Genomic DNA, 13,404 nt, shown 5'->3' on the forward strand with positions numbered 1-13,404 from the left:
AAACCGGTTCTCAGGCAGAACCGGTTTTATTAATTTATGATTGAGATTGCTTCACCTAAAGGTTCGCAATGACCAATTTATAATGGATTGTATTCCTACTATTTAATCTTTCTTGCTATATAATCACTTTCATTTCCTAATCTATCGATGGCTTTGATGGCCACTGCGTTCAGTTTTTTCCCATCTTTAGATTTAGGAATGTCTTTTGAAAGGGTATCAAGCGTTAAAATTTCTGTTTGCCATACTCCGTTATATTGAGTAAAAAGCACCCATAGAAAGACATCGGCAGCATTTTTTGTACTCCAGCTTGTCTGAGCAAAGCTTCCGTTATCAGCAATAAATAAGGTAGGCGTCTGCAATGGAACAGCTTTTATCCATGGAGATTTCGGAACTAGTGCTTTCTCATTGTATGGACCGTTTTTCAAAGCGGGAAGCATATTGGGATTTTTAGTAAGCCCTGCAATGCTCCAGTGAATTTCTCCTGCATCATTTTTAAGGATATTTCTGGAAATAGCAATCTGGTTTTTGATTTCTGTTGGACGGTCTGATACTTTAATCTCAACAGTATTCAATCCCGGCCATAAATGACGATTCATTGTATTTTCGGACTGCCACCAGCTTAACAGAGCTTCAAAGCTTTGTCCTTTAGAATCTATGGGCCAGTAAAGCTGTGGAGAGAAATAATCTACCCAGCCTTTATTTAACCATAATTTAGCATCTGCATAAAGCTCGTCATATTGAGAGGAACCTATAATTCCCATCGGATATCCGGGTTTCCAAATTCCGAACGGGCTGATCCCGAATCTTACATTATTTTTTTCTGCATGAATTTCTTTATAGATACGTTCTACAAATTTATTCACATTATCTCTTCTCCAATCTGCTCTGGATAAAGTCCCTCCGTTGCTTAAGTAAGCATTCCAACTGGCGTTATCTGGAAAATCTGCTCCTTTATTGTAAGTAGCATAAGGATAGAAATAATCATCGAAATGCACAGCATCAATATCATATCTTTTTACAATATCTTTTACTACATTGGACACATGGCCTTGTGTTTTCGGATTAGCCGGATCAAACCAATACATTCCATTCTTTAGTCTGACAACTATATCAGAAAGTTTGTTTGCCATTGACAGCTTATTCACAGCTCCTCCGTTGGTATGATGTGCTCGGTAAGGATTCAACCAGACATGAAGTTCCAATCCTCTTTTATGAGCTTCTTCGATCCAAAACTGAAGCGGATCATAATTGGGATATGGTGCAGTTCCTGTTTCTCCAGTCAGAAAGTAAGACCATGGTTCTATATTACTTGTATAAAGTGCATCTGCAGAAGGTCTGATCTGGAAAATAGCAGCGTTGAAATTATTATCTTTCAGCATATCAAGCATGCTGATTGCTTCTGCTTTCTGCTGTTCCACTGTAAGATCATTTCTTGAAGGCCAGTTGATATTGGCAACACTGGCAATCCATGCTCCGCGGAATTCTCTTTTGATTTCCGGAAGATTGGTTCTGAAATTTTCTTCCGTTGAAGCTGCTGTTCCTGTTGTTGGTTTTGTTGCTACCGGAATTACTTTTGGAGGATTTGTATTGTTGATTGGTTTTGTCGGATTCTTCGTGGAGGGTGTTTTTACAACATTGTTCTGAACGGAACATGAGGTAGTATACGATGCAAAAACGCCCAATAAAACGATAAGTTTTAATTTATTCATTCTCATAGTCACAAAACTACATTAAAATTTATTTTTTATTCTTAGAGATTATTATGCCAAAATAAGCATTTTAATGGGTAGGTATAGAAAAAAAGCCTCGAAAATCGAGGCTTTGATTTTATGTATAAGATTTTTACTATGCTTTCGCAGATCTTTCTACTCTTTTTCTTTCTTCTTCAGAAAGGATTTTCTTTCTCATTCTGATGAAGTTCGGAGTTACCTCAATCGCTTCATCACCCTGGATGTATTCCATACATTCTTCAAGTGAGAATAAGATTTTCGGAGCAACACCGGTATCTTTATCTTTTCCTGAAGCTCTCATGTTGTTCAGCTGTTTTGCTTCTACGATGTTTACTACCAGGTCTCCAGGTTTGTTTTGTTCACCGATGATCATTCCTGTGTAGATTTCCTCACCCGGATCAACGAAGAACTTACCTCTATCCTGAAGTTTAGCAATAGAATATTCTGTAGCAGGACCAGTTGTTTTGCTGATCAAAACACCATTGTTTCTTCCCGGAATAGCACCTTTGAAAGGCTTATATTCTGTGAAACGGTGTGCCATAATAGCTTCACCAGCCGTAGCTGTCAACATCTGAGAACGTAATCCGATCAAACCTCTTGAAGGAATTTCGAATTCCATGTGCTGCATTTCACCTTTAGTTTCCATAATGTGAAGGTCACCTTTTCTCTGAGTTGCCAAGTCAATAACTCTTGAAGCAAATTCTTCAGGAACGTCAACAACCAAAGATTCATAAGGCTCACATTTCTCACCATCAATTTCTCTGAAGATAACCTGTGGCTGACCAATTGTCATTTCGTAACCTTCTCTTCTCATTGTTTCGATCAAAACTGATAAGTGAAGAATACCTCTACCGAATACAAGGAATGTATTGGCATCATCAGTCTGCTGAACTCTTAAGGCAAGGTTTTTCTCTAATTCTTTTGTTAATCTTTCTTTCAGGTGATTAGAAGTAACATATTTACCGTCTTTACCAAAGAAAGGTGAATTGTTGATAGAGAACGTCATATTCAGCGTAGGCTCATCAATTGCAGTTCTTTCCAATGGCTCAGGATTTTCAAGATCTACGAAAGAATCTCCGATCTGGAAAGCATCAAATCCTACTACAGCACAGATATCACCTGCCTGTACTTCAGTTACTTTTTTCTTTCCTAATCCTTCGAAAACGTAAAGTTCTTTTACTTTTCCTTTTACAATTTTACCATCTGCCTGAGCAAGACCAATCCATTGAGATTCTTTGATCTCACCTCTTGTCACTTTCCCGATTGCAATTCTTCCTAAGAAAGAAGAGAAGTCTAGCGAAGTAATCTGCATCTGAAGATTACCTTCTGTTACTTTCGGTTCAGGAACATATTGTAAAATACCATCCAATAATGGTAAGATATCTTCAGTTTGCTCTAATGAAGTGTTGAACCATCCTTGTTTTGAAGATCCGTAGAATGTAGGGAAATCCAATTGCTCTTCTGTAGCATCAAGGTTGAAGAACAGGTCAAATACTTTATCATGAACTTCGTCAGGACGACAGTTTGGTTTATCTACTTTATTGATAACCACTAATGGTCTCAATCCTAATTCCAAAGCTTTCTGAAGTACGAATCTTGTTTGCGGCATTGGTCCTTCGAACGCATCCACCAACAAAATAACCCCATCAGCCATTTTCAATACTCTTTCTACTTCTCCACCAAAATCGGCGTGACCAGGAGTATCGATTACGTTAATTTTTGTGTCTTTATAAGTAACAGAAATATTCTTGGATAAGATCGTGATCCCTCTTTCTCTTTCAAGATCGTTGTTATCCATAATTAACTCCCCACTCTCCTGATTTTCTCTGAAAATGTTGGTAGCGTGAATGATCTTGTCAACCAAAGTCGTCTTTCCGTGGTCAACGTGTGCGATAATCGCAATATTTCTAATGTTTTGCATAAAAGATTTTTACGGGTGCAAAAGTAGTGATTTTTAATGAAAAAATATTTAGTTATACAAATATTTAATATTTTGTTTAAAATACTTATTTACAAGACAATAAAAAAGAGTGTCCGAAAAACACTCTTTAAATTATTTATACACAAGCTTGTATTTCGCATGGATCTATTACAGGCGGTTCACCGCATATGATGTCAAATTCTGCGCAATTACTGGAGAATCCGGTTGCCCATCCCCATCTTACGGCGCATGTGTCGGCATCTTTGCATCTTACCATTCCTTTAACGATTCCTCCCTGAACTGATTTCATTTCAGTTCTGGAAATTTTTCTAAGATTTCTCATGTTGTTTTGTTTATGTTATTAGCATAATAAAAATATAAAAAAAACACAATAATTAATATATTATTCAAATATTTAACATTTCGGAGAACTATTTTAACATTCACACTCAGAGCCTTAGCAACCTGTAAAACATAACAAGATCAATTAAAACAACCAGTATAAATTTCATGAGAAAAGATTTCTTGGAAACTTTATGATTGAAGAAAATCATTCCCGCAGCGGCTCCTATAATTCCGCCAAGTAGAGAAATTCCTAAAAGGGTATTTTCGGAAATTCTCCATTGATGCTTTTTGGCTTGCCATTTATCAAAACCAAAAGCACATAATGCGAGCACGTTTATTATCAACAGAAAAGGAATCATTCTTCATTTAATTTGCCGCAAAAATAGAGCTTAATTTATAAAAATATACTTACACCTTCACTATTTTTAAACCATTAAGGAAGATTTACAAAGTAAAGAATATTTACTCTAGTAAGGGTCGATCATTCTAATTTTTAAGTGTACAATGAATATTATTCAATATGATCTTAATGTTTTAAATTTGCTCTCAAAAAATAAATCAATGACAGTACACGATCTGGCGGGAAGCTACTCTATTGAAGGAAGCAATCAGGAGGAATCTTTCCTGCCAACTTATCATGGTATATTGACCTTATCTGTTGATGAAAATAATCGCATTATTGCTCAATGGATGATTGGCGACCATCAGCAAAACGGGACAGGATTTTATAAAGACCAAATTTTAGTGATTAATTTCAACTACGAAGGAGAAGATGACAAAACCTATAAAGGAGTTGCTGTGTACCGGTGCCTGAATAAAGACGTACTGGATGGATTCTGGTCTGAGAAGCACGGAAATCCTTTATATCTGGGAAGTGAATATTGTGTAAGAATCCAGAACTCCAAGATTGTAAATTAATTTCCTTTTCCATTTGAGCAAAAAAATTTTCAAATAAAAAGAGCTGTCTTCATGAAGACAGCTCTTGTAGTTATAAATGTTTAAATAACTTATTTTTTAGCTTTTACGTCAATTGCAATCTCGATGTCTTTGCTGATCATCCATTCTGCAGGATCTGCTTCAGAAGTACCGAATTTAAGTCCCCAATCGGCTCTGTTTACAGTGAATTTAGCCTGAATCGCTGCTGAATTTTCTGTCACCTCTACTTTCGCAGGGAACGTAACATTCATTGTTTTTCCTGATAAAGTAAGGTTTCCGCTTACCGTTTTATTAGCTCCTGCTACAGCATCTTTTGGTGCTTCTTTCAAATCTGTAACACTTGTAATTTTGAAATCTGAAGTAGGGTTTTTAGCCACATCAAAGAAATCAGGATTTTTTAAGTGCGCCTCAAGATCAGCCGGTTTTTTATCTTTTTCTGTTACTGAAGCCGGATCTACCTTGATAGAATTCATATCAATTACAAAGTTTCCTGCAGAAACCTGACCTGCATCAACACTAATATCTCCTGACTTCACTGTAAGTGTTCCCCAACGAGGTGCCATTCCTCCTTTGTGGAAAGCTTTCCAGTTTACTACAGAACCTACTGTATCTACTGCCAGTGTTTCTCCTTTGCTCTCTGCTACAGTTTGTTCCTGAGCCGTAGCTGCTGTTTCTGCTGTTTTTCCTTTATCACATGATGCCAAAAGCAATCCTACTCCTACTAATGCAATTACGCTAATTTTTTTCATATTGAACTGTTTTAAAAAAGTTTATTGAAATTTTGTTGTTTTCGGGTACAAAAATAGAAAAACCTGCTTTGCATCATCTTAACATATATCAAGAAATATAAATTTATTCAAATTATTTGCAATCATACACCCATTTACGATATACATCCCATCTGTATTGAGAATCGTAACTACTGTAGAATTCCGTATCCTTTTGAGTTCCATTTCTTGAGCATCCAGCAGAATTATCTTTCTGTGGGTTTCCCTTAACTACCCATCCTGTGTCAGAATAATCACTATAAGTACCGTCATTGCCGTTTTTTAAAATCACGGTCCGCTCATATTTCTGAACTGTGCAATTACACTTTTTAGGCTCCTCATATTCCGTGACTGTACAAGATATTATAAAAGAATAACAGATGAATAATGTAAATATTTTTTTCATGTTTATTATTGCGGTTATTAGATTTTAGCAAACATAAATAAGTAAATATTTAAACATGATCACATCGCAAACAAAAAATTAAACATTAGTTTTCTATTATTTAAAACTATATTAATAGATTCTACTATAACTATCTATTCCATATCTAAAAATTATTATTTCTACCATTTTAAATGAATATATTTTTTCTGTTTTCATATAGCATAAAAAATGTAATTTTACTGCCTCATAACAAAAACACAAGTTTTCATACAAACATGTCAAAAAAACTAATAACAGCATTTGCAATAAGCACAATGTATTGTATCAATGCACAAACAAAAGCTGAAGAAGCAATTAAAACTCTTGAACAGAAATATCCTCAGGAAAAAATACATTTATTATTAAATAAAAAAAGTTTTGTTGCAGGAGATAATTTATGGTTTAAAGCTTTCGTATTTGATGGATATACTACTACAAACACATCAAGCTCTCTATTTATAGAACTGTATGACAAAAATAAGACTCAAATTAGTAAAAAACTTTTTCCATTAATAAACGGAGAAGGAAATGGAAGCATTTCTTTACCGGATTCTTTAAAGGAAGATGTATATTACATCAGAGCCTACACTACCTGGATGGCAAACTTCAGTGAAGATTTTCAGCTCGTAAAACCTATCCCCATATACAATCCCACTTCTCCCGAAAAATTAATTGTAAACGGTGATTCTCATTGGACAGCATCTGTGCATCCTGAAAGTGGAAGCTTCATAGATGGAATCAACACCAAATTTGCAGTAAGACTACAGTCAAATGGAGAAGCTCCTTTCAAATGGGAAGGATATATAACTGATACAGACAATCCAAATGTAAAGATTTCTACATTCAAAGGGCTGGACCAAAATGTCGGTTTATTCAGTCTTACCCCAAAGATTGGAAAAAAATATCAGTTGATTGTTCAGGATAGTCAGGGACAAACTCAAAACATTTCTCTTCCAGATGTTTCACCATCAGGAATCAACCTTCAAGTAACCAGCGATAAAAACCAGCTTACTTATTCTTTAAAATCAAAAAACTTACCGGAAGGTTCTAAATATTTTAAAATAATAGGAACAATGGCTAATCAATTGGTCTATAAAGCTAAAATTAGCAAGATTTCAAATGATGCTCAATACCCTATTTCTTACAATCAACTTGTTAATGGTATTTTACAACTTACCGTTTTTGATGATAAAGAAAATATTATAGCGAGCAGATTATCTTTTGTTCAGCCGCACTCTTTACAAGTCAAAAAACCTGCTTTAGAATCTCTTTCTCTAAACAGCACCCCCCGTGGTAAGAGCTCATTTGATATTTCTAAAAATTTAAATCATCCCAATTATACTGTCTTAATAACTGAGGCCGAGGCTAGCAATACTGAGGAGGATCAAAACTTGTTGAGTTCTTTTTGGCTTACTGGAGATATTACATCAAAAATTTCCAAACCTGCTCAGTATTTCTCCCCCCAGTGCAATACAGATGCTTTGGATGCCCTTCTAATTTCAGAAAAATGGAAAAGATTTGACTGGCAATCCATTATGTCTGGAAAATACCCTGTTATTAAATATGAACCACAAAATTTCCTTTCTTATAAAGGAAAGATTAATGTTCAGGGAAAACCTTCTCCTAATACAGATTTAAATTTAATTTTCGATACCAACTCAGGTCCTCAGATTTTTCAGATAAAATCTGACAGCAATGGTTTTTTTACATTGAATAATCTGCTTTTTGAAGATTCAATGAAATTTTCCTATCAATTAAATACCAAGCAGCCTGACCCTAATTATACTGTTTTTTTTCAACCTAGTTATGAGTTTATCCCTTATCAAAAGAGTTTACCTTTAACATCCTATCAATTAACACCTCGCTCTGCCAATGAACAACCCTCGAATGAAGTTGCCAGAGCTGTCACAGCCCTTAATACCCAAAAAGCCATCAGCGATAAAGTTATCAATATTACAGAAGTAAAGTTAAAGGGTGAATTAAAAGATAAAACAAAAAAATTAAATAAGCAGTTAAGTAGTTCTCTTTTCACAAGTATTAACGAAAGCGTCTTTGATTTTGTTAACAATCCTAATCTCCAAGGTTCAACTAATATCTTGCAGTGGTTGCAGGGTAAAGTTGCCGGACTTAATGTTCAATTCCAGAATGGAGATTATATACCTTACATCAGAGGGAGTGTAGCCGGTGTATTCCTAGACGAGGTAAATGTTGACCCGGGACAAATATCCAGTTTACCTATGTCAGAAATTGCAATGGTAAAAGTAAGCAAAGGGTCTATTGTGGGAGTCTTTGGAGGAGAATTAGGTATTATCGCAATTTACACCAAAAGAAACGGTCCTTCAGGAAAAACAATCGATAAAAGTTTACCTTCACAGTTAAGAAAAATAACGTTAAACGGATATAATAAAGAGATTCCTTTTGACAATCCTATTTATGAAAATGACAGTTTTAAAAGTATTCCCCAAGATACCAGAAGTATTCTTTACTGGAACCCTTTTTTAGAAGATCAATCTCCAGAACCTTCACATATCCAGTTTTATAACAATGATGATGCTAAGAAATACAAAATCATTATAATGGGATATGATAAAAATAATGAAACACCTCTTTACTATAATGAAATTCTGCCTTAATTGATTTAAAAATTATCATACAGCCTGGTTACATTTTCTGTAATCAGGCTTTTTTATATTTCAACTTCATTTTTTCCATTCCAAAACCCTATTTTAGCTTTCCGAAAACAGAACAATGACGACCGTAGAATTTATACAGAAACAGCTCAATATTTCTGAAAAGAGCATCAACAATACCTTACAACTATTATCTGAAGACTGTACCATTCCTTTTATTTCCCGTTATCGAAAAGATAAAACCGGAAACCTTGATGAAACACAAATCGAACAGATCTCAAAAATCAGTAAGCAATTTGATGAAATTGTTAAGAGAAAAGAATCTATTTTAAAATCAATAGAAGAACAGAATGGATTGACTCCTGAACTTCAACAGAGAATAGAAGAAAGCTTTGACATCCAGGAGCTAGAAGACCTTTATCTGCCTTATAAAAAGCGTAAGAAAACCAAAGCTGATACAGCCAAGGAAAAAGGCCTGGAACCTTTAGCTAAAATCATTATGAGCCAGAAAAGTAATGACATTCAGTTTCTGGCTTCAAAATACCTGAACAATGAAGTTGCTTCTGAAGAAGAAGCGCTTCAAGGCGCAAGAGATATCATGGCAGAATGGATTAACGAAAACATGTATGTCCGTAAAAACCTTCGCAGACTATTTCAGCGCAAAGCAGTAGTTACCTCCAAGGTTGTAAAAGCTAAAAAAGACGAAGAAGAAGCCCAGAAATTCTCCCAATATTTTGAATGGGAAGAAAGCCTTAGCAGAACTCCTTCTCACAGGCTTTTAGCCATGCTTAGAGCAGAAGCAGAAGGTTTTGTAAAAACAAATGTAGGAATAGACAAGGAAGAAGCCATTGATTTTATTGAAAAGGCCATTATCAAATCTAATAATGAAAGTTCTGAACAAATTGCACTGGCCATAAAAGATAGTTATAAAAGACTTCTGGAACCTGCTATTTCAAATGAATCCTTACAGGAAGCTAAAGAAAAAGCAGACAAAAAAGCCATTGAAATTTTCTCTGAGAACTTAAGCCAACTCCTTCTTGCTCCGCCTTTAGGAGAAAAGAGGATTCTGGCAATAGATCCCGGATACCGAAGCGGATGCAAAGTAGTATGCCTGGATGAAAAGGGAGATCTATTACACAACGAAACCCTCTATCCTCATGCTCCGCAAAATGAAAGCGGAATGGCTATGAAAAAGATCCGTTCTATGGTGAATGCGTATCATATCGAAGCGATTTCTATTGGTAATGGAACAGCAAGCCGCGAAACAGAATTCTTCATAAAAAAAATTGCTTTTGATAAACCTTTGCAGGTTTTTGTAGTTTCAGAAGCAGGAGCATCCGTTTATTCTGCAAGTAAAATTGCAAGAGATGAATTTCCATCATATGATGTAACAGTACGTGGAGCAGTTTCTATCGGAAGAAGGCTTTCTGATCCGTTGGCGGAATTGGTAAAAATTGATGCCAAATCCATCGGGGTTGGACAGTATCAGCATGATGTAGACCAGACCCAGTTGAAAAATGAGCTGGATTCTACCGTGATGAAATGTGTAAATTCCGTGGGAATTAATCTAAATACTGCTAGCAAATCACTATTAAGTTATGTTTCCGGAATCGGAGAAAAAATGGCAGAAAACATTGTGAATTACCGTACTGAAAACGGAGCTTTTGAAGATAGAAAACAGCTAAAGAAAGTTCCAAGACTTGGAGAAAAGGCTTTCCAGCAAGCCGCAGCTTTCGTGAGAATCACCAATGCCAAAAACCCACTGGATAACTCTGCAGTACATCCGGAAGCGTATGGAATTGTAGAGAAAATGGCAAAAGATTTGGGTATTAAAACCAATGAACTGATAGCCAATAAAGAAAAAATAGCCCTGATAAAACCCGAAAACTACATTACAGGTGAAGTTGGAATCTTAGGAATTAAGGATATTTTAAAAGAACTTGAAAAACCGGGACTAGATCCAAGAAAAGCAGCAAAAGTATTTGAATTCGACCCGAATGTCAAAAGCATTAAAGATTTAAAAGCAGGAATGATTCTTCCGGGAATTGTCATTAATATTACCGCTTTTGGATGTTTCGTGGATCTTGGAATCAAAGAAAGCGGACTGGTTCATATTTCCCAGCTGAAAGAAGGATTCGTATCAGATGTAAATGAGGTTGTAAAACTTCATCAACATGTTCGTGTAAAAGTAACAGAAGTAGATGAAGCAAGAAAAAGAGTCCAGCTGACTATGATTTTGTAATTTTTAAACGTTACCCTACTTAAATTTAAACCACAAATTAATCATTTTGAAAACAAAGAATCTAATTTTCGATCTGGATGGAACATTATGGGATTCCAGAGCTACGATCATCAAAATATGGAATAAGGTATTGATCAAACATGAGTTAATCCAAAGAGAACTGAAACCCGAAGACATGGATCAGTATATGGGACTGTTAGCCCATGATATTGTAAAAGATATTATTCCCGGCATTTCGGATCTGCAAGCTAAAGAAATTCTTTCTGAAATTGTAGCCGAAGAAAATAAAACACTTCACTTAGAAGGCGGGACTTTATACGATGGTGTAGAAGAAACTTTAAAGAATCTGGCCAACACTTATGCACTTTTCATAGTGAGCAACTGTCAGGATGGATATATTGAATCATTTTTAGATTATTATCAATTCAATGATCTGTTTGTTGATTTTGAGTCTCACGGACGAACCCAAAAAAATAAATCTGAAAACATACAGTTTCTTATGGAAAGAAATCAGTTATCTACCAAAGATTCCGTTTACATTGGCGATACTCAAACCGATTATGATTCAGCAACATCCAATGGACTATCATTTATTTTCTGCAAATATGGGTTTGGAAAACTGGCTGATCCATTATATGAACCGGCAATTCTTACCTTTTCACAACTGAAAGTTCATATTTAAATTATAACACAAAGGCTTCTTTTCATGGAAGCCTTTTTATTTTCAGATAAGCTGCTGTAAAGATACCGTATGTACTGTTAAAAGCATCATTTTGAATTTAAATTTTGTAAGAAAAAATATATATCCACGTCGGATGGAATATGTAATTTTTTTCGTAACCTGTTTTTCTTTGTTTGTACCGATCTGTGCTGCATAAATCCATATTGAGCAATTTCTTTAGAAGAAAAGCCCAGTTGTATCATAGCACAAAATGAAAGTTCGTTGGTTGATAGTTTCGGGTTAATTTCTAAAAGTCTTCCAACTAGCTCAGAATAAGCATTTTGATATTCATTAAAAAATAAAGGATCATTTTTTCTGGCCAAAGACACAAGCCTTTCATCATCAACAGACATTTTTTTCATTAAAAGTTCTGTCTCTAATTCTTTCTCCTCTATGATTTTACGTTTTTTAGTAATCCTTTTATTATAGACATAATATACAATAATAATAATGAAAAATAATGAAAAAATGATTACGTTATACAGTATGGTTGAGTTCTGTTGGTCTACATCATCTTTCTCCTTTTCCCGAGTTATTTTATCAACAGAATTATTTATGGATTCATCCCTCACCCTTCCCAGACTATCGTTTAATTTAGCATATCTCTCCAGATAATCTTTTTCCTTGGAGGCATTGTTCAATTTTTTGTAGGTCTTGGCAATAGTTTGATATAACATAGGAATCTGATAAACTCTTCGTGTTTTTTTGAGTATTTCCACTGATTTAATGTAATAGTCTAAAGCCAAAGTATAATCCTGTCTTTCAAATAAAAAATTGCCATAATAGAAATAAGTAAGAGCTCTTTGAGGATCCCAGTACTCTCTTTGTTTTAAAAGAGAAAACGCTCTGTTAAAATACATTTGTGCTGAATCTTCATTTTTAGCAAAAAGCATATAGTGATTAGCAATCGTGGAATTGATAACCGGTGTAGGCTTTATCTCTAACGCTTTATGTAAATAGATTAAAGAAGAATCAATTGAGTTACTTTCTCTTAAAAAGTCAGCCCTGTTAGCATAAACCAGAGATAAAATTTCTCGATCATGTTGATCTTTTATTTGCTTACCATAATAAATGGATTTCGAATTATACTTAACTGCTTTTTTATAAAGTCCTATTACATAATTAGCCTGACCATACTCCTGATATAATTTCGTATGCAAATAATAATCATCAATCCCTTCAAGGTTTTCTTCAGCAACCTGTAGATATTTGAATGCTTTTTCATACATTCCAACAGTAGCATAAATATTACCCAAATTAATATATGAAAGTATCTCCCCTTTTTTGTAATCTTGTTTTTTACTGATATTGCAAAATTTATTATTAAGGTCAATCAATTCCTTTTTTCTGCCGCTTATTCTTAAATCCTCATTAACTTTTGTCAGCATACTGTCTATATACTTATGTGTATATGCCTGAGAATAGAGCAACGTAGAAAATGAAAGGTATATCAGAATGCTTACCAATATTTTCAAAAATTGATTAAGCTTTAGTGTTTGCATAGTAAATTAATAATAAGTTTCAAAGGGACAAAAAAATAATATCAATCCTTAACATTAACAGAATATGATAATAAATTTCCCATCCAAATTATACAATTACAATTTCGTTGCGACAAAATTAAATAAAATAAAAATATTAACAAAAACAATCATAAATTATTCCCAAATTTAGTTAAAATACAA

General features: G+C 34.6%; 11 protein-coding genes. 4 read left to right on the forward strand and 7 right to left on the reverse strand.

Annotated elements, in window-relative coordinates; all coding sequences use genetic code 11:
* Positions 1 to 98: 98 nt before the first annotated feature.
* From PZ898_RS05415 to PZ898_RS05430, 4 genes are all read right to left on the reverse strand, one after another.
* A complete protein-coding gene (locus tag PZ898_RS05415) occupies positions 99 to 1,715 on the reverse strand; it encodes a family 10 glycosylhydrolase (RefSeq protein WP_277694974.1) in 1,617 nt (538 codons plus the stop codon).
* A 130-nt stretch (positions 1,716 to 1,845) separates the two neighbouring features.
* Complete coding sequence (gene typA, locus PZ898_RS05420; protein ID WP_062675162.1) at positions 1,846 to 3,651, reverse strand: translational GTPase TypA; 1,806 nt, start codon at positions 3,649 to 3,651, stop codon at positions 1,846 to 1,848.
* 136 nt (positions 3,652 to 3,787) lie between these two features.
* Positions 3,788 to 3,994, reverse strand: a complete 207-nt coding sequence (locus PZ898_RS05425) for a hypothetical protein (RefSeq protein WP_062675163.1) — start codon at positions 3,992 to 3,994, stop codon at positions 3,788 to 3,790.
* 106 nt (positions 3,995 to 4,100) lie between these two features.
* Complete coding sequence (locus PZ898_RS05430; RefSeq protein WP_062675164.1) at positions 4,101 to 4,355, reverse strand: DUF1294 domain-containing protein; 255 nt, start codon at positions 4,353 to 4,355, stop codon at positions 4,101 to 4,103.
* A gap of 202 nt (positions 4,356 to 4,557) precedes the next feature.
* Here PZ898_RS05430 and PZ898_RS05435 point away from each other — a divergent pair, with 202 nt between their 5' ends.
* Positions 4,558 to 4,914 (forward strand): hypothetical protein, encoded by a 357-nt coding sequence (locus PZ898_RS05435; protein ID WP_216444438.1) that lies wholly within the window; start codon positions 4,558 to 4,560, stop codon positions 4,912 to 4,914.
* An 89-nt stretch (positions 4,915 to 5,003) separates the two neighbouring features.
* Here the strand turns inward: PZ898_RS05435 and PZ898_RS05440 are convergent, their stop codons facing one another.
* Entirely contained in the window at positions 5,004 to 5,681 is a 678-nt protein-coding gene (locus PZ898_RS05440; protein WP_120231453.1) for a YceI family protein, read from the reverse strand.
* Between the two features lie 112 nt (positions 5,682 to 5,793).
* Positions 5,794 to 5,991 carry a hypothetical protein gene (locus tag PZ898_RS05445; RefSeq protein WP_062675167.1) on the reverse strand — a complete coding sequence of 66 codons (198 nt, stop codon included), beginning with the start codon at positions 5,989 to 5,991 and terminating at the stop codon, positions 5,794 to 5,796.
* Between the two features lie 371 nt (positions 5,992 to 6,362).
* Between PZ898_RS05445 and PZ898_RS05450 the strand changes: the two genes are divergently transcribed.
* The 3 genes from PZ898_RS05450 to PZ898_RS05460 all read left to right on the forward strand — a co-directional run bounded on the left by PZ898_RS05450 (position 6,363) and on the right by PZ898_RS05460 (position 11,680).
* Positions 6,363 to 8,759, forward strand: a complete 2,397-nt coding sequence (locus PZ898_RS05450; RefSeq protein ID WP_277694975.1) for a hypothetical protein — start codon at positions 6,363 to 6,365, stop codon at positions 8,757 to 8,759.
* 115 nt (positions 8,760 to 8,874) lie between these two features.
* Positions 8,875 to 10,998, forward strand: coding sequence for a Tex family protein (locus PZ898_RS05455; protein ID WP_277694976.1), 2,124 nt, complete (start codon positions 8,875 to 8,877; stop codon positions 10,996 to 10,998).
* Positions 10,999 to 11,044: 46 nt separating this feature from the next.
* Positions 11,045 to 11,680 carry an HAD family hydrolase gene (locus tag PZ898_RS05460; protein WP_277694977.1) on the forward strand — a complete coding sequence of 212 codons (636 nt, stop codon included), beginning with the start codon at positions 11,045 to 11,047 and terminating at the stop codon, positions 11,678 to 11,680.
* Between the two features lie 86 nt (positions 11,681 to 11,766).
* Here the strand turns inward: PZ898_RS05460 and PZ898_RS05465 are convergent, their stop codons facing one another.
* A complete protein-coding gene (locus tag PZ898_RS05465) occupies positions 11,767 to 13,107 on the reverse strand; it encodes a hypothetical protein (protein WP_277694978.1) in 1,341 nt (446 codons plus the stop codon).
* Between the last annotated feature and the right edge of the window lie 297 nt (positions 13,108 to 13,404).

It is taken from the genome of Chryseobacterium sp. WX (assembly GCF_029542485.1).
Classification (GTDB): Bacteria; Bacteroidota; Bacteroidia; order Flavobacteriales; family Weeksellaceae; genus Chryseobacterium; species Chryseobacterium cucumeris.

Bases quoted from the DNA above. Each gene is read 5' to 3' on its own strand.
- PZ898_RS05415 (WP_277694974.1), bottom strand. From the start codon at position 1,715: ATGAGAATGAATAAATTAAAACTTATCGTTTTATTGGGCGTTTTTGCA.
- typA (WP_062675162.1), bottom strand. From the start codon at position 3,651: ATGCAAAACATTAGAAATATTGCGATTATCGCACACGTTGACCACGGA.
- PZ898_RS05425 (WP_062675163.1), bottom strand. From the start codon at position 3,994: ATGAGAAATCTTAGAAAAATTTCCAGAACTGAAATGAAATCAGTTCAG.
- PZ898_RS05430 (WP_062675164.1), bottom strand. From the start codon at position 4,355: ATGATTCCTTTTCTGTTGATAATAAACGTGCTCGCATTATGTGCTTTT.
- PZ898_RS05435 (WP_216444438.1), top strand. From the start codon at position 4,558: ATGACAGTACACGATCTGGCGGGAAGCTACTCTATTGAAGGAAGCAAT.
- PZ898_RS05440 (WP_120231453.1), bottom strand. From the start codon at position 5,681: ATGAAAAAAATTAGCGTAATTGCATTAGTAGGAGTAGGATTGCTTTTG.
- PZ898_RS05450 (WP_277694975.1), top strand. From the start codon at position 6,363: ATGTCAAAAAAACTAATAACAGCATTTGCAATAAGCACAATGTATTGT.
- PZ898_RS05455 (WP_277694976.1), top strand. From the start codon at position 8,875: ATGACGACCGTAGAATTTATACAGAAACAGCTCAATATTTCTGAAAAG.
- PZ898_RS05465 (WP_277694978.1), bottom strand. From the start codon at position 13,107: ATGCTGACAAAAGTTAATGAGGATTTAAGAATAAGCGGCAGAAAAAAG.